The sequence below is a fragment of the Aureispira sp. CCB-QB1 genome (genome assembly GCF_000724545.1).
GTDB lineage: Bacteria > Bacteroidota > Bacteroidia > Chitinophagales > Saprospiraceae > Aureispira.
On the sequence record NZ_JHBV01000021.1, the window covers coordinates 71,854 to 97,328 of the forward strand.

Sequence of the window (25,475 nt, forward strand, 5' to 3'; positions counted from 1 at the left end):
ATTCACAAAATTTATAAACTACTTCCACCAAAATGTAGTTTAATAATAAGGTCTGTGAGATACAAAAGAAAACCAACAGGCACATTCAAAAATCAATCAAATTTTAATATGCGAATCATACTATTTACAGGAAAAGGAGGAGTTGGAAAAACAACCACGGCTGCTGCCACAGCCTTACAATGCGCTAGAAAAGGTTTAAAAACATTAGTCGTTTCTACCGACCCTGCGCACAGTTTGTCTGATGCCCTCCATGTTGAGCTTCAGCCCGAACCTACTCTGATTACAGAAAACTTATGGGGACAAGAATTTGATGTCTACTATTCTATGAAAAAGAATTGGGAGAGTATGCGCCACTTAATGTTGTCTATTTTTAAATGGCGAGGTGTGAACAACGTTGTTGCAGAAGAGTTATCAGTATTGCCGGGTATGGAAGAAGCCTCTGCTTTCTTGTGGATTGAAAAATATTATCAAGAAAAATTTTACGATGTCTTAATTATAGATAGTGCTCCTACAGGCGAAACATTGACATTACTCACCTTGCCTCAAGTCATGCAATCTTGGTTAACCAAAGCCTTTCCTGGGCAAAAAATGGTTATCAAAGCTGTTGGCAAAATCTTAAAAAAGACCAAAGGCATTCCGCTAGAAGAGGGCTATGAAGAACTACAAAACTTATTTAATAAGTTGGAAACTGTTCAAAAAATCATGCTCAATCCTGAAATTTGTTCTATTCGTATTGTAGCCAATCCAGAGCGCATGGTTATACAAGAAGCCAAACGTGCTTATACTTACCTCAACTTGTATGGTTACAATGTAGATGCAGTCGTTGTAAATCGAATTTTACCAGAGTTGGCTGGTGGTGCGGGGTCTGTTTTTGAGCAATATGTTCAATCTCAAAGCAAGTACCTTCAAGACATCGAAGAAAGCTTTCAACCTTTGCCTATTTTTAAAGTAGAACATCAAGGACAAGAAGTATTTGGTCTAGAATTATTACAACAAATAGCCACAGCCATCTATAGCGAAGCCAATCCTGCTAAGATATTTCATAACGAAAGTCCTTTCAAAGTAGAAGAATTTTCAGATTACTACAAAGTCTCTATGTACCTTCCTTTTATTGGTGCCGAAGAATTTAGCTTAGAAAAATACGGCGATGAATTAGTCATTAGTATTGGTGGACGTAAAAAAAGTGTCCTCCTTCCTCGTTTTGCTAATTTCTTGGACTTGGATGGTCATGCTTTTAATAATTCTTGGTTGCACATACGTCTAAAAAAGGGGTAATATGACACTAAACTGGGTTTGCAAATCATTTGAAACATTATCAGGAATAGAGGTTTATCAACTTGGTCACTTGCGCCAACAAGTCTTTGTTGTAGAGCAAAACTGTCCTTATTTGGATTTTGATAACTTGGATACAATCTGTGCGCATGTTATGGCGTTCAATGACCAAAATCAACTCATGGCGTATACTCGATTGGTTCCCAAAGGAGGATCTTATGAGCATGATATTTCAATTGGGCGTGTGGTCACCAGTCCTTTGACACGAGGCAAGGGAGTTGGGCGATTGTTAATGGAAAAATCCATTGATTATTGTTGGGGTTTGTGGGGCAAACAGAATATTCGCATTTCTGCACAGGATTACTTATTGGAATTTTATGAAAGCTTAGGTTTTAAGGATACGGGTAAAAAATACCTAGAGGACAATATCCCTCATACACAAATGTATTTGGAAGTAAAGTAGGCAAAAATGCTTTGGGAAACTCTAAAATTGAAATTAAAACTATCCTTTCTCTTTTTAGCAACGTTTCTACAATTAGTAATTCACCAACACTTTGTTGTATATGGTGTCAAAAAATTAGCTTGTGTCAACTAGTCAACTATTTTCTTGATATCATGTAGTTCAATCAACTTGCAAAAATAATCATATAATGAACCTATGCATTGATGTAGGCAATACACAAGTAAAACTAGGGGTTTATGATGCACAGAATGTCTTACATTCATTTTCTATACATTCTGAATTATCAATCCCCCTCTTAGAAAAAGTATGTTCAGAATTTGCAATAAAACATGCCATTTTATCCTCTGTTCGGGCAGATTATCAGCAAATTATAGACTTTTTGAGCACACAGCTACAAACTGTCATTCAGTTATCAGCAGCAACCAAGGTTCCATTAAAGAGCCAATATCAAACTCCTAAGACATTAGGGAATGACCGGCTGGCAGCTGTGGTTGGCGCAACAGTAATACATCCTACACAAGGAGTTTTGGTCGTAGATGCAGGCACTTGTATCACTTATGATTTTGTTACAGCTCAACATGTTTATATGGGAGGAAGTATTTTACCAGGTATTCAAATGCGTTTTCGAGCTTTACACCAATTTACAGCAAAACTACCTTTGATTGAGCAAGAAAATTTGAACCACTTTATCGGTACCTCTACCAAAACATCTATTCAAACAGGAGTACTTTATGGTGTTTTGCACGAACTGAAAGGTTTTAAATTACAATATGAACAACAATTTGGCAATATTAAGGTCATTGTGACTGGAGGCGATGCATCTTATTTTGAAAGTCAACTTAAAAATGAGATATTTGCGCAGCCTAAACTCGTTTTGATAGGTTTAAATAAGATTTTAAATTATAATACACAATAGATTTGCCTCTGTTGCACCTTGATTTTGTTGGTTTGGCATAGAACCACCAATCTAAGTAAAAATTCAATGCCTTAGATAGACAATCAACAAACAACAGACAATTCAAAAATAAATTTTCATGCAACAGCTTTTTAAGCAGACATTTACACCATTTTTAGTCCTTCTTTTGATGGGAACAATGGTAACAGCTTCTTTTGGACAATATTCTAGAGGTAATTCGCCTTATTCTCGATATGGCTTAGGAGATTTGAAAGGCTCTCTTTTTACCCCTAATGCCTCTATGAGTGGAGGATTATCAGCTACCTACCGTAGTTATTGGGACATCAACCTAACCAACCCTGCTTCATTAGGAAAACTACGTTACACCTCTTTTCAACTTGGTCTGGACTATCGCCACAGCGAATTATCAGAAAAAAACACAGGTTTGTCTGCACAAGCAGATAATGGGAACTTGACCTACTTGTCTTTGGCATTTCCGATTACGAAAAGTTGGGAAGTTATGCGAGATACTTTGCGCAGAGGAGCTCCTGTTCAATGGGGAATGGCTTTTAGCTTGATGCCCTATAGCCAAGTTAATTATGATGTTTCTGTAACACGAACCGTAGGCAACATTCCTAATGTATTGTTCAATTATACAGGAGAAGGCAATAAGTATCGTGTCAATTGGTCAAATGGAGTTACCTACAAAGGCTTTTCGGCAGGACTCAATGCAGGATTATTATTTGGAAAAATTAGCAACAGCACCTATATTGATTTTAGAGATAGTTCCTATTCTTTGGCTTATGATGAGCGATTATTAGTAGAAGAAAATGGTGTTGGCTTTATTTGGGATCTTGGATTACAATACGAGTATGTCGTTCCATCCAAAAATAAAAAAGTATCCCCAGACCCAAGTTTCAGTATCGACAATAAATTAACCATTGGTGTTTATGCTGGAGGTGTTTCTGATATCATTACTACTTCTAGCCAACAATATACTAGAGTTGGCTTATACCACCCTATTGATTCTATCCAAAACGCTAGCGACATCAAAGGAAGTCTTAACATGCCTATAAAATTAGGTGGAGGCGTTTCATTTGGCAAAGATTTGGGACTGTTGGTCGGCGCATCTTATGAAACAGAGATGTGGTCAATGTTCCGTAGAAATGGGGAAAAAAGTCCTAATTTATCCAATTCTCATCGTTTTGCAGTGGGTTTACAAATTGTTCCTGATTTTGCCGATTATACCAGCTATTTTAATAGAATTCGCTACCGTGTAGGCGCACATTATGGGCTTGATGCTCGTACTTTTGTTGCTGCCAATGGCACTAGCTATCAACTAATGGACTATGGATTGTCTATTGGAGCAGGTTTCCCGATGCGTCCTCCCAAAGCAAAAAGTATCTTAGGTTTTGTTAACCTTGGCTTTGATGTAGGGTACTTAGGACACCCAGAGCTAATTGGCGATGTCTACTTTAAAGTTAACCTTGGTTTTGCCTTAAATGCTAGTGGATGGTTTGACCGTTCTAAGTTTAGATAAAAAATAAGACAAAAAAGTCTAAGAGCCAATCTGAGTTGCCTTTAATAAACTTGATAATAAGTTTTTAAGTAATTCAGATTGGCTTTAACATTTGGCAACCCACCAAGACTTCGAATAACTGCATCTAGTTGAGTATAGTTCGTTCCCCGCCAACTATAAACAAAGCAATATGACTTATTCAAATTCCAATCTTTATTATCTAATTATAATTGGAATACTATACAACTCTTACATGGTTGCCCAATGCAACTCTTGGGAAGCGCACCCGCAGGGTATTGAATATGCAAAAGAACAACACGTTCTTTATCGAGATTGGCTCAACAACAAGCAATATCAGAAAGCATTTCCAATATGGAGGGCACTATTTCTAAATGTGCAATCCCCAAAAGAAGCTCCCAACAGGCACTTCAAAGATGGTATTTATCTTTATTATAACCTTGCGAAAATAGAAACCAACTCAACTAAAAAAATTGTCCTTATTGATACGCTTATCAATTTGTATCAACAACAGGAAAATTGTTTGGGTAAAAATACCTCCAACAAAGTTTGGATGGGTTATCATCTATATGTTTTACAAGCAGAACCTAGCATCGTTGTAGAAGCTTTTCAAGAAGCACTTCAATTAGGTGGTCATCAGACATCTAGTACCGTCATTTTTCCGATGGCTCAACTCTCTGTCTATTTATACCAAAAGAAGCATCCTACATTTACAAAAAAATATGTAACTGCCTTATATCACCAACTAAAAGATTTGGTTGATCAGAACAAAAACAACCCCATCTATTTAGAAAAATGGAAAAAAGCAGAACAGGAATTTCTTCGAATTCAGGATTATTTGTCTACAATCTGGGATTGTAATTTTTTTGAAAACCATTGGCGACCACTTTATCTTCAAGACTCTAATAATATAAAGCAAAATGAAGAAATTCTAAGTATTTTAGAGAAAAAGTGTGGTCAAAACACCAAATTCTACCAGCTTGTTCAACAGCAACAACAAGCCCTACAAACTCAAAATAGTCTTTCTTGTACTCTCTTTGTACCAATATCAGAATTACCGCCCTACCAACAAGGTATGCATTACGAAATGCTTAGTAGAAAATGTCTAAAAAACAATGATTCTCTCCAATACAAAACCCATCGAGCAAATGCATTTGCTCTATATGAGGCAGCCATTGTTGCCAATGATTCTACTATAAACTCAAAAGAAAAAGCAGAATTGGCTTATAGAATCGCTTATGAGTACTTTATCCATGAAGCATTCCCTAAAGCTAAAAAATGGTGTAGAATAGCTTCTGTACATCAACCTAAGTGGGGAGCACCTTATATTCTTGTAGGGAATTTATATATCAACAGTTATACTACTTGTAAGCTTTCTGCTCCTTCCACTTGGGAGGGCAAAGCTGTTATTTGGGTAGCACTTGATGAATGGAGAAAAGCAAAAAAAATAGATGCTAGTGTAAAAGAAATTGCTAATAAGAGAATTCAACGTTATGAAAAGTATCTGCCCTCTAGTGAAGAAGTTTTTCAACAAACACTTCAAATTGGAGCACCCTACTTTGTAGATTGTTGGATTCAGCAAAAAACCACGGTGCAAGTTGCTCCCAATTAGATTGGATAAAACTAATAATAATAAAAGATTAAGCGCCAAAAGCTTTTAGGTGTTTCCATCAATTTTTGTTATTTTTGCACCGCTCTTGAACTAGGATTTTAAGAGTCTGATTTGCAGACATTTAGTGCACACCTAATTTACTATAAATTATTATGGCACGCTTTTGGACTTTTATAAAACAGGAACCTACAGGTTTAAATTAGAACTAGAACTTAAATTAAGAATAAAAAATAAAAATAGTTATGTTAAAAAAATGGAAATCTCTTTTGAAATTTGGTTCAGCCTTATCGCTTACTGTTTTAATGGCGGGACAAGCTTCTGCTCAATGTGAGTCATGGGAAGCGTATCCTAATGGTGTTGAGAGTGCCAAAGAAAAACATGTTATCTATAGAGACTTATTCAAATCAAAAAAATATAAAGAAGCTTTTCCTGTTTGGGAAGAATTATTTGCTACTGTAAAAATTCCGTTGCCTGCCAAAACAACGCACTTTAAAAATGGTATTACCATGTATAAAACCTTTGCTAAAGATGAAAAAGACAAAGCAAAGAAGGAAGAATACTTAAAAAAGATGATGGATCTATACGACCAAATGGCTGCTTGTCTTGGCGAGGATTCTAAAGATAGAGCGTGGGAAGGCTATTATATTTACTCGGCTCGTGGTAGTTCTGAAACGGCTATTGAGATGTTTGAAAAATCTATTGAATTGGGCAAAAATGAAACCGATGAAATGATTTTTGTTCCAATGGCTCAATTAACTGTTTATTTGTTCAAAAATAAACACCCCAAATTTACAGCTGAATACATGCGCGCTTTGTATGACCAATTAAAAGGAATTGCTGAGCATAACATTAAGAACAACCAAAAAGAGGGGGAAAAATACAAGAAAAAATGGGAAAAAGTAGAAGCTGAATTTGGAAAAATTGGTGGTGCTATCTGGGGTTGTGATTACTATGTTGATCAATACAAACCTAAATTTGAGGGAGACAAAACTAATATGGAGCAAAATGCAGAAATATTAGATATCTTAAAGAAAAAATGTGGCGAAGAGAATGAATTGTATGTAGAAGTTCTTGCTATCTACCAACCATGGAAAGATTCAGTAGATTACGAAATTGCTAAAGATAACTTTGGCAAACTTTGCAACTTGAAAAAAGGTCAATTCCGTGAAATGGAATCTAGAAAGTTCAAAAAAGCAGGCGACGAAGAAGCTGCTGAAAGATACAAAGAGGAAGCTTTTGATTGGTATGAAAAATCTCTAGAAGATCCTAGTTCTCCAGAATGCGAGACAACGGAGGAAGAAAAAGGAGAATTGGCATATCGTATTGCTTACCACTACTTTGGGAAAGGTGCTTATAGCAAAGCAAGAAGCTTGTGTTACAAAGCTGCTGAATTAAAATCTGGATGGGGAGAACCTTATATGCTAATTGGAAATATGTACGCTTCTAGTGGGAAACGTTGTTCTGGTGGTGCTGGAACAGGATGGGATGCACAAGTAGTCGCATGGGCTGCAATGGATATGTGGGCTAAAGCTAAAAGTGTTGACCCTAGCGTTGCATCTAAAGCTAATAGCAGTATCGCTAAATACAAAAAGTATTTACCAACCAAAGGAGATATTTTCCAACGTGGATTAAAAGAAGGTGGTAGCTATACTGTTGGATGTTGGATTGGTGCTACAACAACCATTCGTTCTAATGGAGAATAAAACAATTTGATATATAAATTAACATAACAGGTAATATTATTACCACAAAAGTCATCCAATTTGGATGGCTTTTGTTTTTTGTGCTAGCTTTTAGGGTACAAATAAGTCTGTGTACCACCTAAATAGAGGTTTCTTTCCCGAATCTACCATTTTTTGTTAGTTTTGTAAGGAGGCGCTTTGTGCAAAAAATTATTCCTTGGCAAATTATTGTAGTGACTTTTCAGATTCAAAGCAGAAAGAATCTAAAGTTGTTCATTGTTGCAGGGCTCTTTTAGTTAAGTAAGTGGGTAGAAAAAGTAAGAATAAAAACTAAACTTAGTTTTAGTACCAATCAAAAAGCTCTAGCAAGCTAAAGTGTATTGCGATAGCTACTACGTAATACTTAAATATCTTTTTCTAAACAATTACTTATCTACACTTTTTAAGCCCCCTTCTTTATATTACTAGTATAATTTCGAAAACTTGCTCAATGGCTACCCTGTCATTATTTTTTATAGAATGCATTAACACTAAAACATCAAAAATAGACAATAGATGACCCACAAACATTTAATTACTTTAGTTGCTATCGCCTTGTTTTGGACAGCTTGCACAACTAATAGTAGAATTATTACGGTTGATTATACGGTTGAAAACAGAGATTTGGACACCGTTTCAGTCACGGCTTCTAGAACATCCAATTTTGAGCGCCCTGTTTACAATCCTAGTGCCACTCGTACCAATGACTTGTTGCATACCAAACTAGATGTTTCTTTTGATTGGGCAAATCAGTATTTGAATGGAAAAGCTGTTTTAGAATTAAAACCTGTTTTTCATCCAACCAATCAGGTGCGGTTGGATGCAAAGGGTTTTGATATTCACAAAGTTGCTTTAATTGGTATTGCTGGTCAAGTACCATTGCAATATAAATATGAGAACAATAAGGATCTCTATATTACCTTGGATCGAACGTATAAAGCCAACGAAGTGTATCGTTTGTACATTGTGTATACTGCTAAACCAAATGAATTGCCTGTTGGTGGTAGCGAAGCAATTACGTCCGACAAAGGACTCTATTTTATCAATCCATTGGGAACAGAAAAGGGCAAACCTCAACAAATTTGGACACAAGGAGAAACGGAGTCTAGTTCTTGTTGGTTTCCTACCATTGATCGCCCCAACGAGCGTTGTACTCAAGAAATTTTCATTACGGTGGAAGATCGTTTCAAAACACTATCTAATGGTAACTTAGTCAATTCGGTTGAAAATTCGGATGGTACTCGTACTGACTATTGGAAAATGGATTTGCCACATGCACCATATTTATTTGCGATGGTTGTTGGTGAGTTTGCTGTTGTCTCTGAAGAATGGAACAATAAATTGTTGCAATACTTTGTAGAGCCTAAATACGAAAAAGACGCTAAGGCTATTTATAAAAACACGCCTGAAATGTTGACCTTTTTCTCCGAAAAATTGGGAGTTAGTTATCCTTGGCCTAAATATTCGCAAGCCGTTGTAAGAGATTATGTCTCTGGCGCTATGGAAAATACAACTGCTGTGATCTTTGGTGATTTTGTTCAAATGACAACAAGAGAGTTAATTGATAATAGCGACCTCAACGAAGGTATTGTAGCCCATGAAATGATGCACCATTGGTTTGGTGACTTGGTAACTTGCGAAAGTTGGGCTAATCTTGCATTGAACGAATCGTTTGCAAACTATAGCGAATACCTTTGGTTTGAACACAAATACGGTAGAGATGCTGCTGATTATATCCGCAAGAATGAAATTGATGGTTATATGAACCAAGCTATCATCGGAGGCGACAAACACCCCTTAATTTACTACGGGTATGCTGATAAAGAGGATATGTTTGATGCTCATAGTTACAACAAAGGAGGAACTATTTTGCATATGTTGCGTAACTATGTTGGAGATGATGCCTTTTTTGCAAGCTTGAAAAAGTATTTGGAAGATAATAAATATCAAGCAGCAGAGGTACACAATTTGCGTTTGGCTTTTGAAAAGGTAACAGGAGAAGATTTAAACTGGTTTTTCAACCAGTGGTTCTTTACAGCAGGGCATCCTGACTTAACTGTTACCAAGACATACGACGAAGCAACACGTACCTTAAAAGTAACCGTTAAACAAACTCAAAACTATAAAGAAAGTACTGTATTTATACTCCCCTTTGCTATTGATGTTTATACCTCGGCTAGTGGCAAACCACAACGTACGAATGTAATTATGACAGAGCAGGAGCAAACATTCTCCATTTATACAGGAAGTGCCCCTGTTTGGGTCGGAGTAGATGCAGAAAGAGTCATCTTAGGAAAACGTAAATACAAACAGAGTAAAGAAGAGTTAGTCAACCAATTTAGACTAAGCAAACGTTATCAAAATCGCTATGAAGCGTTAAAGGAATTGAGATATTCTCAGGATAAAAATCCTGATGTGCAGCGATTGTTTAGAGATGCTTTAAAAGATCCATTTTGGTCTATCCGTGAACAAGCTATTGATGCCATTAATATTGACCCTAACGACCAATTATTGATTAATAAATTGATCGAATTGGCTCAAAAAGACCCACGCTCTCAAGTTCGTCGTGCTGCCATGGAACGCATTGGAGGCTTGGAAGATGCTCAATACTTGGAGGTTGCCAAAAATGCGGTTGACAAAGAGCAGTCTTATATTGTCATCTCTGCCGCATTGCAAGCTATCTATAGAACTAGCCCTGCTTTGGGAACAGAATATGCGGAGCGTTTGAAGAAAGAGGATAATGTTTCTATTCTTTTGGGTATTGCCGCTATTTTTGAAAAAACTGGCGATAAAAAACATATTCCTTTTTATGAAAACAATTGGAATAAGACAGATAATTACGCTCGTTTTACTTTCTTCAATAGCTATGCAGCCTTACTAGAAAACACCAAAGACGAATCTTTGGTTAGAGAGAAAATTGATTATTTTAAAACCATTGCTACCAATGAGGATGTTTCTCAATGGGGACGTTATGCTGCTTCTAATGCTCTAAAAAAATTGCGAGATGATTATTTCTCCCAAGCAGAAAAAGAATATAAAAAAATCGAGACATCAATCCTAGATTTAAAAGGGCAAGATACCAAAGATGCTTTGACGCAACTTCAAATATTACTAAAAGACAAATCCAACGCCAATTATGAACGTGCCGTGGATGCCATTCAACGTTTAAAAGGTAATGAAATTGGTAGTATTTTAGATCGTGTAGATGAGTTTTCCAAAGTCAATACCTACGATATTATTGCAGAGGCAATAGAAGAAATTAAAGAATGGGAAGAAGATCCTACTTTATTGAGATTGTATCGTTCTTGGTAATTCCTATTTATTCCTTCTTTTAAAGAATACTAAAAGCAGTTTGCGAATAACACGCAAACTGCTTTTTTAGATTTATATGACAAGTTTACCTTTGTCAAAAATGCCTGTAAAACGATCTGAATAGTTCCTTATTTTGCCCAACGTTCAAACTCTTTTTTATAGGGAAAAACATAATAAAACTGTCGCACAGTTTCTACTAGAGCTTCTTTAGTATGAGGCAATACTTTCTGCATTTGTTTCAAGGTTTTTATACAACCTTTGTAATCCTCTTGCCACTCCAATATGGATAATAATTCCCAATAATACAACGCTTCATTGGGTCGTTTGGCAATAGCCTTTCTAATCTGTACTTCTGCTTCTTTAAAATCCTCCAACTGTTCATAAATCACTCCTTTTTGATAATACAGATAATCGTCTTCTCCTATAAAATCCTCAATAACTTGTACAGCAGCCAAAGCTTTCTCATACGTCTCTTCCAAAACGTACTTATCCAACATTATAAACTCAAAAGAAGGGTCGTTTGGAAATAGTTTTTGATATTCTTCAATTGTTTTAAGTATTTTTTCATTGGATTCTAGTAGGTAGCTTAAATTTAATTTTAGAATTTGATGCCCCTTTAATCGCTCATCTAAAGGAATGCCTGAAATCTTTGTATAAGCTTGTTGATATTCTTGCTTTCGCAGCAAATATGTTGCCTCTATATAAATTTCTGCGTTAGACATTCCTCGACGACTTTCTTCTCCTCCTTGAATCAATCGAATCGCCGTAGGCAGATATATTGTATTTTTCATGGTCTCACTCAAAAACTGCCCCGTCAATAAAACATAGACATCCATTGCTATCCACTGCCCGTTGATGTATTGTAATTTAAACAAAAAGTAATTGACGCCACTCTCTTCATGCCACTGTCGGATGACTAAAGATGAGTCTTCATGTATTCGGATGTATTCGTATTTGTACTGAATCGGTTGACTGGCCAACGTTCGCCCCAAACTAAACGATCTCCATTCGTGTCGTATCTTTCGATTGAATTGTTTGATGTCCTTATTTCGAGGATTTTGAAGAATAAAACGATTTAGAAATGCTGTTTTATCAAAATACTGATCAACACTTTGGTCATGAGCATTAAGTGCTTTAGCTATCTCTTGCCCTAGCTTATCCCACTCTTTGGTTGGTATTTGTGCTTGTATAGCAAAGCTAATGAGATAGCATAATAAAAATAGAAAAGGTATCTTTTTCATGGATTTTTTTAATCAATAGTACACAAAAAACAAGCAAAAGGTTCTGTGTTCTTAAGAATTGTAAAAAATTGAATTCATAAATTATAAAAAAAACGCCAACTTCGAATGAAGCCAGCGTTTGTGGTAAACCTATATTTTCTTCTATGTGATTTAGAAGTCAAATTTAATTCCTTGAGCCAATGGCAACTCTGTACTATAGTTGATTGTATTGGTTTGACGACGCATATATGCTTTCCAAGAATCAGAACCAGACTCACGTCCACCCCCTGTTTCTTTTTCACCACCAAAAGCACCTCCGATTTCAGCACCAGAAGTACCAATATTAACATTAGCAATACCACAATCAGATCCTGCTACACTCAAGAATTTTTCAGAGTCACGCAAGTTGGTTGTCATCATGGCAGAAGAAAGACCTTGAGGTACATCATTTTGCATCTCAATAGCTTCCTCTAAGCTACTATATTTCATGACATATAAAATAGGTGCAAATGTTTCGTGTTTAACGATTTCATATTGTGCATCTACCTCTATTACGCAGGGTTTTACATAACAACCACTTTCATAACCAGCTCCTTCTAGTACGCCTCCTTCAACCAATACTTTACCACCTGATTTTTTAGCCTCTTCAATAGAGTTATTATACATTTCAACGGCAGCAGTATCAATCAATGGTCCTACATGATTGTTTTGATCCAAAGGATCTCCAATGCGCAATTGTCCATAAGCATGAGCTAATTTTTTCACAAAATCGTCGTATACACTTTCGTGAATAATCAAACGACGTGTAGATGTACAACGTTGACCACAAGTTCCTACAGCACCAAAAACAGATCCAACTAAAGTTACGTCTAAGTCAGCAGAAGGTGTTACAATCATAGCATTGTTTCCTCCTAACTCCAACAAGTAACGCCCTAAACGGCTTGCTACTGTTTTAGCAACAATTTTCCCCATACGAGTAGATCCTGTTGCAGAAACCAAAGGAATACGAGCATCTGTGCTGATCCACTCTCCTACTTGGTAATCTCCTGTTACAATAGCAGAAATGCCTTCTGGCAAATCATTTTCTTTTAATACTTCTGCCAATATATTTTGACAAGCAACAGCACATAAAGGTGTTTTCTCAGAACCTTTCCATACACAAACATTACCACAAACCATAGCAATCATTGCATTCCAAGACCAAACAGCAACAGGGAAGTTAAACGCAGAAATAATTCCCACTACTCCCATTGGATGCCATTGCTCGTACATACGATGATAAGGACGCTCAGAGTGCATGCTCAATCCATATAGTTGACGAGACAATCCAACTGCAAAGTCACAAATATCAATCATTTCTTGTACTTCTCCCCATCCTTCTTGAAGGCTTTTTCCCATTTCGTAAGAAACCAAACGACCTAACTCATCCTTATATTTACGAAGTGCTTCGCCGTATTGTCTAACAATTTCTCCACGTTGAGGAGCAGGCATCAAACGCCAAGTCTTAAAAGCTTCTTGAGCACGTTCCATTACTTGCGCATACTCTTCTTTAGTAGTGGTGCTTACCTTTCCGATTAGCTTGCCATCTACAGGAGAGTACGATTCTATCAAGTTAGCATTGGTATTGCCAAAAAATTCTACACCTGTACTAGTTCCAAAATTTACCTCTTGAATTCCTAGTGTTTTTAGTACTTCTTGCATAAGTTTTTACTTCATTAAATGATTTAATTGGATAGTATATTGATTATCAATAACTATTTCTAATTAATACTAGCCACCTCAAAGCTGTATTTATGCTGGTAACCTAATCAATTATCCATGCAATACAAAATGCTTTTTTATCGTTTTTGTTCATTCCATGAGCTACCTTTTAGGATTGAAAACTCACAAAGCTCGATTTGTCAAAATACAAGCTAGTTCTATAAACTAAAAACTCAGTGGGTGACGATATAAAGCCATGAATTAGAATTACTCATCAACTTTATGCCGCAAAGATACTATTCAAGTCTAAGAATAAAGAGAAGAAAAGATAAATTATTATTTCTATAAGAAAAAGCCACGAAGTACTGTAAAAAATAATGAAAGCAGGATTCTATTTTCAAGCAATTATTTTTTGGTACGCTTGATTCATTAACCACAAATTGCCATACAAAATACCAATGGCCAATATATCGACCCAAGCAATATTTCCTGTACTAGCAATAACAATTCCTGAATAAATAGGATAGAGTAACAATCCAGCAAGATGGATCATTGTCAATTTGGCAAATATGCGTTTGTATTTGATGGATTTATAAGTAAAAATCAACAAAGTATTACTTATTGCCAAGCCTACGGCAATAAAAAAAGCCACATAAATAATAATTACTTCTGATGACCAAACACCCTCTGAGTAAGGCATTTCGAGCCAACGTTGCATGGCATAAGGAATCCAAGCAATGCTAATGAATAGATTAAAAAAGATGGCTTTCTTCATTGAGCTATAGGTTTAAAGCATTTCTATCAACTTGCCCCCATCTCATTCCTTAAAATCGTAATGTTAATGATCATTTTTTCTAGAAAGAGTGGAGTTTCGTTTCTTTTTTTTATGAAAATTTTTCTTGTAAGCCTTGTTGTTTCGTCCTTTGGGTCCTTTTCTGTTCTTAGGACTACTCCCCTTTGGAGCTGCAGAAGAGAGGAGTTGATTGATCAAATCTTGGCGATTAGCCTTGCTCAACACATTTTTAATCCAACGATGATTTTCTTGTTTGTACCAAAAGAAAAAGCGGTGTTGGTCTCTTTTTTCATCTTCAGCTTTGGGGGTAAAAGTAGGTTGTAAGGTATATGGATGATACCCCGAATAGTAAATAATCGTTGCAACGGTCATTGGTGTTGGCGTAAAATCTTGCACCTGTTCTAGCTGAAAGCCCATATCCTTTGTTTCAGCTGCTAAATTAGCCATATCTTCCAACTCACACCCAGGATGACTAGAGATAAAATAAGGAATTAGTTGTTGCTTCAAATCATGCTTACTATTGATTCGATCAAACATCTTTTTAAAAGAGTGAAAATGCTTAAACGATGGTTTGCGCATTATCTTTAGAACATTATCCGAAGTATGTTCTGGTGCTACTTTTAAACGACCAGATACGTGACGAGTAATCAACTGTTCAGAATATTCTTCCAAATCTGCCACATCAGCATTTTTATTAAACTCTGGCACCAACATATCATAACGAATACCAGAACCAATAAATGCCTTTTTGACTTTAGGATGTTCGTCTACGGCTCTATATATTTCCGTCATTGGCGCATGAGACGTATCCAAGTTACTACAAATAGTCGGCGAAATACAAGAAGGGCTAATACATTTGTCACAAATTGCTTGTACCTTTCCTTTCATCCGATACATATTGGCAGAAGGTCCTCCCAAATCACTAATGTATCCTTTAAAATCATCGTCTTGTGTAATATGTTCAACCTCTTTTAAGATCGACTCCTTAGATCGGCTTGCTATAAACTTACCTTGGTGTGCTGAAATTGTACAAAAACTACAACCACCAAAACAACCTCTATGCATATTAACCGAAAATTTAATCATTTCGTAGGCAGGTATAGCGCCTCTCTTCTTGTATTTAGGATGTGGTTTGCGCGTATACGGCAAATCGAAAGAAGCATCTATTTCTGTTTCGGTCATGGTCTGGTAAGGAGGATTAATGACCAAGGTTTTGTCCCCAACATCTTGCAACAGACGTTTCGCATTTAGGTTATTGGATTCTTGTTCTATAAATTTAAAATTACTGGCAAAGGATTTTTTGTCCTGCAAGCAAACTTCGTGTGAATGCAAGATTTTATCTTTCCAATTTTTATTTTTAGGTAAATTTCCTTTGTCAACTAAGAATGCTGTTTGAGCAATTGTTTTCAAAGACGAAAAAGGCACTCCCTTATCCAATAAAGTAACCAAGTCCCGTAGGGGTTGTTCTCCCATGCCATACACCAAGATGTCGGCTTGTGAACTTTCTAAAATTGTTGGCAATAACTCATCTTTCCAATAGTCGTAATGTGTTACCCGACGCAAAGAGGCTTCGATACCTCCAATCATAACAGGCACATCAGGGTAAATTTCTTTGAGAATTTTGGTATAAACAGTTGTTGTATAGTCTGGTCTAAAGCCACTTTTCCCTCCTGGACTATAAGCATCGGTAGAGCGTCTACGGCGATTGGCAGTATAATGATTGACCATAGAATCCATACATCCCGATGTTACTCCAAAAAACAATCTTGGCTTGCCCAATTTTTTAAAATCACGCCAATCATCTTGCCAATTCGGTTGAGGAACAATGGCTACTTTGAAGCCCATGCTTTCGATAATTCGCCCTATAACGGCCGCGCCAAATGCAGGATGATCCACATAGGCATCTCCACTAAATAAGATGACATCCAGTTCTTCCCACCCTCGTTTCTCAACTTCTTTTTTAGTAGTTGGTAGCCAATCTGTTATTTGATGTTGGTCTTGCATTTTATATAATTTAAACCTGTTATTCTATGTCCTAGTTTGTTGAAGTTACGAATTCAATACAGTCAACTCACACCGACAACATTGCAAAGATAAGCCATAATAGCGATACAATCAAATATCCCTCAAGCATCAAGTAGTACAAATCGTCATAAGAAAACGAATCTATAACCCCTTATAATCATTCGTTACTCCATTATTTAAGTACTGTTAGGAATGCTTAAAAGTCATCAGCAATTCATTTCATTGTGTATTCAACCTCAAAAAAGGCTTCTGGTTCACCAATCATTCCAAAAAACGTACCCATTAAGGCTTCATACTCATTTCTACTATTTGATAACCATCCCATTGTACTTGGCTGGTGGTATTTTCTTTTTTAATTTCAAAAACACCATCAAAATGCTCTTTTTTGAAGTCTATTGCATCATAATTAATCGGCAAAACAACTGTTCCTTCTTGATTCAATATTCCTCTTTTTCCATTTTTAGTAACGACAAACAAAGGCTGCTGTGCTATATTTAATGTTGTCCTAGACCATTGTACCAAATCAATTTGAGCATATGCCACCTCTAAGATTGATTTATTATCAATATCCACTACCCCCCATAGGTTCTTTTCCTTAACTAAAAATTGTGTCTTCTTTTTAGAATATTTATTCACCGTTACAATCGGCTTCAGTTGCTCTTTTTCAATCGGAATAATTGGCTTCAAATTCTCATTCAATACGCCCCATTTATCATCTTGCTGAACCAATAAAAAAGTTTCTTTTTGATTATACCTTGTATTATTAACCACCTCCTGTACCGTACTGTACGATGTAGTTAATGTCTGATTTTTGTGTTGGGGATTAAATAACTTCCATTTACCTTCATATTTTAATGCCAAAACATCATTGTACCATTCAATTTCTGAACAACTGGCAGATAGCAAAAATTTTCCATCTGTTTTTGCCAACCCCCAAGAGGTTCCTATCCGCACCAACACAACATCTCCCATCAAACGAGGCATAATACCATTGGCTTTTAACAGCGTTTCGCCTTTCAAATTCAATAGCAGTTGCTCAGCTTCTTTTTTTCCTATCAAATAGTTCGTATGCGTATATTGCATTGAATAATCTTTGGGGTTAAAATGGATTCTATCTAGTGCCAATAAAGTATCGTATTGCATTGCAACAACAGCTCGACCACCTGCCAAACAAAAGCCCCATTTCCCCTTTTGATTTTGTGCAAAATAATGCTGCTGATCAAAATCAATTATTTTTTTCATTCTAGCGTTCTGATGTAGTTGTTGTGCTTGTGTTGCCAAATGAAGCAAACAAAGAACGATTATGTATATGGATTTTAATTGCATAATTTGTAGGTATTGTAATGATTATCAAAATTATATTAGTGGGAATATTTCTATTTGCTCTTTTTTTACCCAAAAAGGGGCACAAAGATACAATGTAAAAAATTATTAATCAAATAATTATCAAAAATTATTATTTTTTCATCCTTGATATTTAATGCACTATGTTTATATAAGAGCAACTATAAGACCTAATTTTTCTATTTTTTTGTATATTTTTAGAGTGGTCTGTGAACTTTTATAGAAAATACTTAGTTTAAAATATAAGCAAAGTTGTTTTTTATTGTAACTTTATAAAAAGCAGCTTTCTAAAACTTAAACACAACAGCCAACTATTAACATCATCAACCGTGCTAAAATCAAAACGATCAATGAACACAATGAATTTGAATTTAGATCCTTTATTCACTCCCCTTGGAAAAGAAAATAGCATTCAGTTTCAGTCTTTTACTTTTTCTGGCGGCGAACCTCACATCAAAATCCAAAGCGACCTTAAGCTAGTAGATGAGGTGACAATTACCCATCGTATCAATTCTTTTAATGATATGGGCTTGCTTTTGATTGCAGTAGATGCACTTCAACGCTCAGGAATCAAGGCAATCAATTTGATCATTCCTTATTTTCCTGCTGCCCGCCAAGATCGAGTTATGGTAACAGGAGAAGCCTTATCTGTTAAAGTATATGCCGAATTGATCAACAATCTAGCCTTAAAACAAGTCACCATCTATGATGCCCATTCAGAAGTAGCGATTGCTCTTCTCCAAAATTGCAATGCCGTTACCAATCATGCTTTTATACGCCAAGTCATTGCGCAAACAGGTAATGTAAAACTAGTCTCTCCCGATGGAGGAGCACTAAAAAAAATCTATAAAGTTGCCGCTGCTTTAGGAGGTATGGACGTTGTAGAAGGGTCTAAATCTAGGGATGTAAAAACTGGTCAACTATCGGGCTTTAAAGTTTATTCTGATGATTTAGAGGGTGCCGATTGTCTTGTTGTCGATGATATTTGTGATGGTGGAGGTACGTTTATGGGATTGGCGACAGAACTAAAAAATAAAAATGCAGGAAAACTATATTTGGCAGTTAGTCATGGCATTTTCAGCAAGGGACTGAGCGACTTAGCTCAATATTATGATGTTATTTTCACTACAAATTCTATTCGTACGATGGATGCCCATCCTCAACTAGTTCAAATAAACTTAGCCAATGGCTTGCTATAGCAAAAAAATGCCTAAACAAGATTAAAAAAATTTAAAAACAATAAAATAGAAGACAATGAATCCATTATTATATACTGACGGATATAAAGTAGACCACAGAAGACAATACCCTGATAATACATCGCTTGTCTATTCCAACTGGACACCTAGAAAAAGTAGGATAAAAGGCATTGATCAAGTTGTTTTCTTTGGTTTACAATATTTTATCAAAAAATATATCTTAGAAGATTTTCAACGCAACTTTTTTGACCAACCTAAGGACAAGATCATCCAACAATATGCTCGTAGAATCAACAACTATTTAGGACCTAACTCGGTAGGAACAGAGCACATAGCAGCCTTACACGACTTGGGTTATATCCCCATGGTTATAAAAGCATTGCCAGAAGGAGTCAGTGTTCCTATCCGTGTGCCAATGTTTACCATGTACAATACAAAACCTGAGTTTTTTTGGTTGACAAATTATTTTGAGACACTACTATCTGCTACGGTTTGGATGCCTTGTACTTCTGCTACTTTGGCAAAAAAATATCGTCAAATTTTAGATAAGTATGCACAAGAAACAGCCAGTGACCTTAGTTTTGTAGATTGGCAAGGACACGACTTTTCTATGCGTGGAATGGCGGGTTTAGAAGCTGGAATGATGTCTTCAGCAGGACATTTACTAAGCTTTACGGGTACCGATACCATTCCTACTATTGATTTTTTGGAGCATTACTACAATGCCGATTCGGACAAAGAATTGGTGGGAGGTAGTGTTGCTGCAACAGAACATTCTGTTATGTGTATGGGAACCAATTCTGGCGAATTAGAAACATTTGAACGTCTGGTGACAGAGATTTATCCCAATGGAGTTGTATCCATTGTATCAGATACTTGGGATTTGTGGAAGGTGCTGACAGAATATCTTCCTGCCTTAAAAGCTAAAATTTTGGCTAGAGATGGAAAAGTCGTTATTCGTCCTGATAGTGGTGATCCTATTGATATTATCTGCGGTAATCCAAATGGTAAAACGGCTATTGAGCGTAAAGGAGTTGTTGAAAGTCTGTGGGAAACATTTGGAGGAACCACTAATTCCAAAGGGTACAAAGAATTAGATCCGCATATTGGAGCTATTTATGGTGATAGCATTACTTTAGAACGTGCTACTCAAATTTGTGAGCGTCTAAAACAAAAAGGGTTTGCTTCTACCAATGTTGTGCTAGGAATTGGTTCTTTTACTTATCAATACAATACAAGAGATACCTTTGGTTTTGCGATGAAAGCGACCTATGGTGAAGTAGATGGCGTAGGACGAGAAATTTTTAAGGACCCTATCACTGATGATGGAACCAAAAAATCAGCAAAAGGTCTCATCAAAGTCATCAAAGAAAATGGTACCTATACGTTGGTCGATCAAGTCAGTTGGGAAGAAGAGAAAAAAGGAGCCATGCAAGAGGTATTTAGAGACGGAAAATTATTAATTGATTGGAGTTTACAAGAAATTCGTACAACTCTAAAAAATTTCTAATTCAACACAACCTCATAACTAATTGATTTACTGAGCAAAAATTCTATTTAGATAGGATTTTTGCTTTTTTTATGGGAAAAATCCTACAACAGCACCAACTCACAAAAAACTAATTAACAAAATATTACACATTCTAAAATATCGCCTTTAACATTCAAAAACGAGAAATTCACAACTTATTGTTTTTGAATAGGTTAAACAGGTCAATTAGCTTTGTATAAATTCACAATCACTTAATTTATATAAACTATGAAAAAAATCTTGTATCTTTTTTGTGTGTTAGGAGTTACTCTTGCCTGTTCTAAGCAAGAATCAACTAACCTAACCAATAACGTCCCACAGGCAAGAAACAGTTCAGCTGATGTGGTTTATTATTACAAAGGGAAAACTTATCCCTTGCATTTCTTAGAAGGCAATACAGGAAACTTTGTTGAAGATGAAAATTTAGAAGCTCTAGAACTAGCCACCAAAGGCAAACCTCTAACTAGCTTTGAATTTTCTTATCACCCTTCCAATCATCATTTCTTATTTGACTCTGAATTTGAGGCATACGACTATGTCGAGAAAAATGGCTATCCCCTTATTGGTCGAAAATTTAAACTCGCACACCGAATTGATGAATTAAGAATTTTATTACTCAACAAGTATGGAGAACGTTTGGACTTTAACAATCCTAACATTTACACCGAGGCTTTACAACATATTAAGGGCATCTATACCGAACTAAAAATTGCCAATGACTTGCCCAAACGAATAGAAGACTTTATTGGTAAAAAAGAAGCCCATAAAAATCAACGATCTGGTCCTTTAATGCAGGTATTTGTACACGATAATATGCAAGGCAATATGCTCGACATAGAAACAGCACCAAATACAGTTACTTGGACACATGGAGCTTGGGGCTGCTATAGAACAACAGCCAACCCTGACTTATCAAAGGAGTTCCAAGCCAATGGAAATAATTGGGATGGTTGTATTTCTTCATTTTGTGTAAATTATGTAGACGGCGCAGATGGTGTCTGTTATGCCTTGTATAAGGACACGCATTATGCGCAGTATGCTTGTAGTAGGCATAAAATGGTTATAAGAGAAGGGCAAGGTATTCAAGAAGCTTGTATCCCTTCCCTAACAAACAGAGTATGGATGCCACTCTGTGGGCATATGAACGATCAAATTTCTAGTATTCGAATCAAAGTAGCTTGGCAGGGATGCCCACTTGATTGGAGTGATTTATAAATTTAAACAAAAACTAGTGAAAAGAAAATATTTATTCTTAATAGTATTTTTCTTACATATACTATTAACAAATAGTCAAGCACAACACAAAATCAGTGCTTATGGGGGATGGACGGCTTCTAAAATTCAAACTTTTCTAAGCCCTGATGCCAAAAAAGGTCCCATTTTTGATGACTTGTTTGCCCTTCCTGTACTTCATAAACCTTATCTAGCTTTTGAATATGAGTACGACTGGAAAAAACTTCGACTCTCTACTGGTCTTTCTATTGCCATCTGGGGAAGTAGTGCATTTTGGGGAGATCCTGATATTTGGGCAGAAATGTATTTGAATCTTCCTATTATCGCTGGTTTTCGATTGGATTTGCCTAAAAACTGGAATCTAACAATAGAAAGTGGCTTTGAAGCAGGAATGCGATTGACCAATTTAGGTATTTACTTTTACCCTGATGACTATGAGTTTAAATTCAGAGGTAATCTAAATGCCATCTTAGGAGCAGAAGCCAACTGGAAACAATTTAGATTGGGTACCCGTTTACAAGTTGGATTAACAACCTTTAGGTATTGGAATGATGACATTTGGTTCAAGCATTCTGGATTAACAACCTACTTAGGCTATACTATTTGGGATTCAAAAATTGCCAAAGAAAAACGTGCCAAGCGATTAGCAAAACAGCAAGCAGAAGAAATGTAGCTTATAAAATTTGAGTTTGTGGAGCAAGGACTTCCATTTGAGAAGTTTTTGCTCTTTTTATTTTTTATCAAACTTTAAGGCACGCATACTGCATTTCTATTTTCAGATTATAAACACCTTGGAATCACTACCTATATTGCTTATACCATCTGAGATTCAACAATTTCCAAAGAAAAACACATCAAGCAACAACACCCATAATCAACTAACAATCAACAACAAATAAAAAACAAAATAGTATTAGTTGAGGCAGACATCTCCTAGAGCATTATTTTTAACTGTTCTTCAGCAATTTATTATTGGTTTTTTATTGAAAAAAGTTATATTTATAATCCCTTTCTCTCCCAAAGTTATTGAGTATTTAATTTATTTTATAACTTTTGTTCCCCACACGTCTTATGAAATGTCCCTTACTACTTACAGTAATTTTCTGTTTGTTTTGTTTTAATAATTGGCTTCAAGCACAAAGCATAACAGGAACTGTTCTCAACCAAGAAACACAAGCTCCTATTGAAAATGCCTTAGTCGAATTACTGAATCACAGTCCCATTATTTCAGCGACAACCAATGCTGAAGGGAAATTTGTTCTACGTGATATTCCTATAGGAAAACATCGCCTATCTATTGATGCAGAAGACTATTTGCCACAAGTATACGCTTTTGAAACAGGGCAAACAGCCCGCATACAAATCCAACTTACTCCCTTTAACGAAGATGCCGAAACGACAGTAAGGGAACGTTTAAATACAAAAATTACAACAGCTTCTCAAAATTCAGAGAGTTTATTAAATGCACCTGCTTCTGTTCATATTGTAACCAATCAAGAAATAGAAGAACGAGGGTATACTTCGTTAACAGATATTTTAGAAGATATTCCCGAAGTAGAAATTCAAGATAAGGCAACAGGGGTTTATTACAACCACATCACTGTCAGAGGTATTCAAGGATCAGAACGTTTTTTGATTTTGCTAGATGGAATGCGCATCAACTCAATGGCAACTACTCAACATACTGTTGATAAAAACTTTCTCATTCGATACGCCAAACGAGTAGAAATTATTCTAGGTCCCGCTTCTGCATTATACGGAGCCGATGCCTTTACAGGCGTAATTAATATTATTTCTAAAGATGGTTATAAAACACAACGGGCAGAAATAGAAGGCAGTTATGGTATGTACCATACTACTGAAAATAACTTTTTTACAGGATTTGGAAATAAAGATATTTCATTTAACTTAAATGGTGGGGTTTACTATTCCAAAGAACCTAATTTGAGTAAGCTTTATCCTCAAGAATTCGCATGGCACAACAATCAATATAGCACCAATGGTTATGTCCTTAATAACTTGTCTAGGACAGATACAACTCAAATTGATATTGCCCCCTTTGATCTTACTCGTTTGGCTTATTTTGCGCATGGAAAACTAAATATAAAGCAGCTTGAATTAGGTGCCATGCACAATACCCAAACACATAGTTCCTCCTTGGGAAACAAACCTGGCTTTTCCCCTTATATTCCAGAAGCACAGTATAGTATATCCTTAACCAATGCTTACGTAAAACATCTTTGGAAAAAGAAGCCTAATAGTAAAGTTTCTATTTTGTCTAGCCTCAATTGGAATTATTACAATATCAACAACAATTCTAAATTCATCAATTTCTTTACCAGTTATAAGAAAGGGTTTAAATATGGTTTTAACCACAACATCAAATTAAATGAGTCGATCAATATCAGTCTGCACAAGAGGCATAATTTGATTGTGGGGCTTTCCTATCAATACACCTATGGACTTCCCAAAAGTAGTGATTTGCCTTTTCAATACAACCCATTTCAACCCGCAGCAGATCAAAATTTTTATTATATAGGTACCAATGTGGAAGATAAAAATGGAACCAATCAGGCTGTTGCTTCTAAATTTTATTTCTTTGACCAACATTATGCAGGGACATTTTTACAATATCAGGGAAACATCAATAATTTTTTGTTGATAACCCTAGGAGCTCGCTTTGATTATAGCGCCTCTAAGCTCAAAGATAGTGATAATGTACAGCAATATTATGATATTAACCCTCGCTTGGGAATTGTTATAAAACCAGTGGAGACCCTCCGTTTTAAATTGTTTTATGGAGAAGCATTCCTAGCACCTTCTCCAGAGAAAAGATTTGAACATTTTGGGAGTTTTTCTATAGAAAATGACCAAAATGGTGATTTTAATGCCTTTAGAGGTAATTTTTGGCATTTGCCCAATCCTGACTTAGCACCCGAAAAAATTAGAAGTGCGGAGTTTTCTACCAGTTATACCAACGAGCAATTATCCTTAAGTTTAGGTGGGTATTATAATTCGATTACGAACTTGGTTGATTTAGAAATAACTTTTGGAGAAGAGTTTCTTGGAATTCCCATTGATGTTGTTGAGCGATCTGTTAACAAATCGACCGCTTATTCTTATGGAGGTACTTTTAAAGCTCTATTTCAACATTATTTTGACCAGAGAAAAACGACTAAAATTAACGTCTATGCAAGCTATTCTCTCTCTGATGGTCGGGTGAATGATAGTTTGCCTCTTATTTTTTCGGCACAACATACCGTCAAAGCAGGCTTAACCTTTAAGTATAAGAGATTAAATATTCACGCTCGTGGCTTCTTTAGAACATCTAGCTTCAATCAATTAGGCGTTGGGAATCAACCATTCTTTTTATTAAATGCATTTGCTAATTATAGAATTTATGAAAGTAAACGAAAAAAGTTTGCCTTAGATATTTTTGTTAGAGTTCGCAACCTTACAAACGCACGATACTATAACATGACTCAAGTAGCAACTCCTGTATTTGAACAAGCACCACAAGATCCAATTCGAGTAACCGCAGGTTTGCGAGTACGTTTTGTAAAATAAATACTATCTTAGTTTAATACGTAGCTGTGTTGTTACTATTTTTTTTCGTT

17 protein-coding genes are annotated in these 25,475 nt (G+C 36.0%); 12 read left to right on the forward strand and 5 right to left on the reverse strand.

All coding sequences use genetic code 11. The features are described 5' to 3' along the window. Positions 1 to 108: 108 nt before the first annotated feature. From CG11_RS09795 to CG11_RS09825, 7 genes are all read left to right on the forward strand, one after another. Positions 109 to 1,275, forward strand: a complete 1,167-nt coding sequence (locus tag CG11_RS09795) for an ArsA family ATPase (protein WP_052595620.1) — start codon at positions 109 to 111, stop codon at positions 1,273 to 1,275. Position 1,276: 1 nt separating this feature from the next. After that, entirely contained in the window at positions 1,277 to 1,735 is a 459-nt protein-coding gene (locus CG11_RS09800; protein WP_052595622.1) for a GNAT family N-acetyltransferase, read from the forward strand. A gap of 187 nt (positions 1,736 to 1,922) precedes the next feature. Beyond that, a complete protein-coding gene (locus tag CG11_RS09805; protein ID WP_052595625.1) occupies positions 1,923 to 2,651 on the forward strand; it encodes a type III pantothenate kinase in 729 nt (242 codons plus the stop codon). Between the two features lie 118 nt (positions 2,652 to 2,769). Beyond that, positions 2,770 to 4,170: a hypothetical protein gene (locus tag CG11_RS09810; RefSeq protein WP_052595627.1), complete on the forward strand. Its 1,401-nt coding sequence runs from the start codon at positions 2,770 to 2,772 to the stop codon at positions 4,168 to 4,170. A gap of 169 nt (positions 4,171 to 4,339) precedes the next feature. Beyond that, positions 4,340 to 5,779 (forward strand): hypothetical protein, encoded by a 1,440-nt coding sequence (locus CG11_RS09815; RefSeq protein ID WP_156039720.1) that lies wholly within the window; start codon positions 4,340 to 4,342, stop codon positions 5,777 to 5,779. Between the two features lie 242 nt (positions 5,780 to 6,021). After that, on the forward strand, positions 6,022 to 7,482 hold the full coding sequence (locus CG11_RS09820; protein WP_052595631.1) for a hypothetical protein: 1,461 nt from the start codon (positions 6,022 to 6,024) through the stop codon (positions 7,480 to 7,482). 534 nt (positions 7,483 to 8,016) lie between these two features. After that, positions 8,017 to 10,812, forward strand: coding sequence for a DUF3458 domain-containing protein (locus CG11_RS09825; protein WP_052595633.1), 2,796 nt, complete (start codon positions 8,017 to 8,019; stop codon positions 10,810 to 10,812). Between the two features lie 128 nt (positions 10,813 to 10,940). On the opposite strand, the gene CG11_RS09830 is transcribed toward CG11_RS09825, so the two are convergent. The 5 genes from CG11_RS09830 to CG11_RS09850 all read right to left on the reverse strand — a co-directional run bounded on the left by CG11_RS09830 (position 10,941) and on the right by CG11_RS09850 (position 17,793). Beyond that, entirely contained in the window at positions 10,941 to 12,053 is a 1,113-nt protein-coding gene (locus CG11_RS09830; protein ID WP_052595634.1) for a lipopolysaccharide assembly protein LapB, read from the reverse strand. 150 nt (positions 12,054 to 12,203) lie between these two features. Then, positions 12,204 to 13,733, reverse strand: a complete 1,530-nt coding sequence (locus CG11_RS09835) for an aldehyde dehydrogenase family protein (RefSeq protein ID WP_052595637.1) — start codon at positions 13,731 to 13,733, stop codon at positions 12,204 to 12,206. A gap of 397 nt (positions 13,734 to 14,130) precedes the next feature. Then, the gene (locus CG11_RS09840) at positions 14,131 to 14,508 is read right to left on the reverse strand and encodes a hypothetical protein (RefSeq protein ID WP_052595638.1); all 378 of its coding nucleotides are present in this window, start codon (positions 14,506 to 14,508) and stop codon (positions 14,131 to 14,133) included. A gap of 63 nt (positions 14,509 to 14,571) precedes the next feature. Beyond that, a complete protein-coding gene (locus tag CG11_RS09845) occupies positions 14,572 to 16,530 on the reverse strand; it encodes a YgiQ family radical SAM protein (protein WP_052595640.1) in 1,959 nt (652 codons plus the stop codon). Positions 16,531 to 16,833: 303 nt separating this feature from the next. Next, positions 16,834 to 17,793, reverse strand: a complete 960-nt coding sequence (locus CG11_RS09850) for a WG repeat-containing protein (protein ID WP_197043819.1) — start codon at positions 17,791 to 17,793, stop codon at positions 16,834 to 16,836. A 461-nt stretch (positions 17,794 to 18,254) separates the two neighbouring features. Between CG11_RS09850 and prs the strand changes: the two genes are divergently transcribed. From prs to CG11_RS09875, 5 genes are all read left to right on the forward strand, one after another. Then, complete coding sequence (prs, locus tag CG11_RS09855) at positions 18,255 to 19,094, forward strand: ribose-phosphate diphosphokinase (RefSeq protein ID WP_052595644.1); 840 nt, start codon at positions 18,255 to 18,257, stop codon at positions 19,092 to 19,094. A gap of 55 nt (positions 19,095 to 19,149) precedes the next feature. Further along, positions 19,150 to 20,604 carry a nicotinate phosphoribosyltransferase gene (locus CG11_RS09860; RefSeq protein WP_052595645.1) on the forward strand — a complete coding sequence of 485 codons (1,455 nt, stop codon included), beginning with the start codon at positions 19,150 to 19,152 and terminating at the stop codon, positions 20,602 to 20,604. Between the two features lie 249 nt (positions 20,605 to 20,853). Beyond that, positions 20,854 to 21,840, forward strand: coding sequence for a hypothetical protein (locus CG11_RS09865; protein ID WP_052595648.1), 987 nt, complete (start codon positions 20,854 to 20,856; stop codon positions 21,838 to 21,840). 16 nt (positions 21,841 to 21,856) lie between these two features. Further along, on the forward strand, positions 21,857 to 22,531 hold the full coding sequence (locus CG11_RS09870) for a hypothetical protein (protein WP_156039721.1): 675 nt from the start codon (positions 21,857 to 21,859) through the stop codon (positions 22,529 to 22,531). A 398-nt stretch (positions 22,532 to 22,929) separates the two neighbouring features. Continuing rightward, positions 22,930 to 25,425, forward strand: coding sequence for a TonB-dependent receptor (locus CG11_RS09875; protein ID WP_052595653.1), 2,496 nt, complete (start codon positions 22,930 to 22,932; stop codon positions 25,423 to 25,425). The last annotated feature ends 50 nt before the right edge of the window (positions 25,426 to 25,475 follow it).

Bases quoted from the DNA above. Each gene is read 5' to 3' on its own strand.
- CG11_RS09795 (WP_052595620.1), top strand. From the start codon at position 109: ATGCGAATCATACTATTTACAGGAAAAGGAGGAGTTGGAAAAACAACC.
- CG11_RS09800 (WP_052595622.1), top strand. From the start codon at position 1,277: ATGACACTAAACTGGGTTTGCAAATCATTTGAAACATTATCAGGAATA.
- CG11_RS09805 (WP_052595625.1), top strand. From the start codon at position 1,923: ATGAACCTATGCATTGATGTAGGCAATACACAAGTAAAACTAGGGGTT.
- CG11_RS09810 (WP_052595627.1), top strand. From the start codon at position 2,770: ATGCAACAGCTTTTTAAGCAGACATTTACACCATTTTTAGTCCTTCTT.
- CG11_RS09815 (WP_156039720.1), top strand. From the start codon at position 4,340: ATGACTTATTCAAATTCCAATCTTTATTATCTAATTATAATTGGAATA.
- CG11_RS09820 (WP_052595631.1), top strand. From the start codon at position 6,022: ATGTTAAAAAAATGGAAATCTCTTTTGAAATTTGGTTCAGCCTTATCG.
- CG11_RS09825 (WP_052595633.1), top strand. From the start codon at position 8,017: ATGACCCACAAACATTTAATTACTTTAGTTGCTATCGCCTTGTTTTGG.
- CG11_RS09830 (WP_052595634.1), bottom strand. From the start codon at position 12,053: ATGAAAAAGATACCTTTTCTATTTTTATTATGCTATCTCATTAGCTTT.
- CG11_RS09835 (WP_052595637.1), bottom strand. From the start codon at position 13,733: ATGCAAGAAGTACTAAAAACACTAGGAATTCAAGAGGTAAATTTTGGA.
- CG11_RS09840 (WP_052595638.1), bottom strand. From the start codon at position 14,508: ATGAAGAAAGCCATCTTTTTTAATCTATTCATTAGCATTGCTTGGATT.
- CG11_RS09845 (WP_052595640.1), bottom strand. From the start codon at position 16,530: ATGCAAGACCAACATCAAATAACAGATTGGCTACCAACTACTAAAAAA.
- CG11_RS09850 (WP_197043819.1), bottom strand. From the start codon at position 17,793: ATGAAAAAAATAATTGATTTTGATCAGCAGCATTATTTTGCACAAAAT.
- prs (WP_052595644.1), top strand. From the start codon at position 18,255: ATGAATTTGAATTTAGATCCTTTATTCACTCCCCTTGGAAAAGAAAAT.
- CG11_RS09860 (WP_052595645.1), top strand. From the start codon at position 19,150: ATGAATCCATTATTATATACTGACGGATATAAAGTAGACCACAGAAGA.
- CG11_RS09865 (WP_052595648.1), top strand. From the start codon at position 20,854: ATGAAAAAAATCTTGTATCTTTTTTGTGTGTTAGGAGTTACTCTTGCC.
- CG11_RS09875 (WP_052595653.1), top strand. From the start codon at position 22,930: ATGAAATGTCCCTTACTACTTACAGTAATTTTCTGTTTGTTTTGTTTT.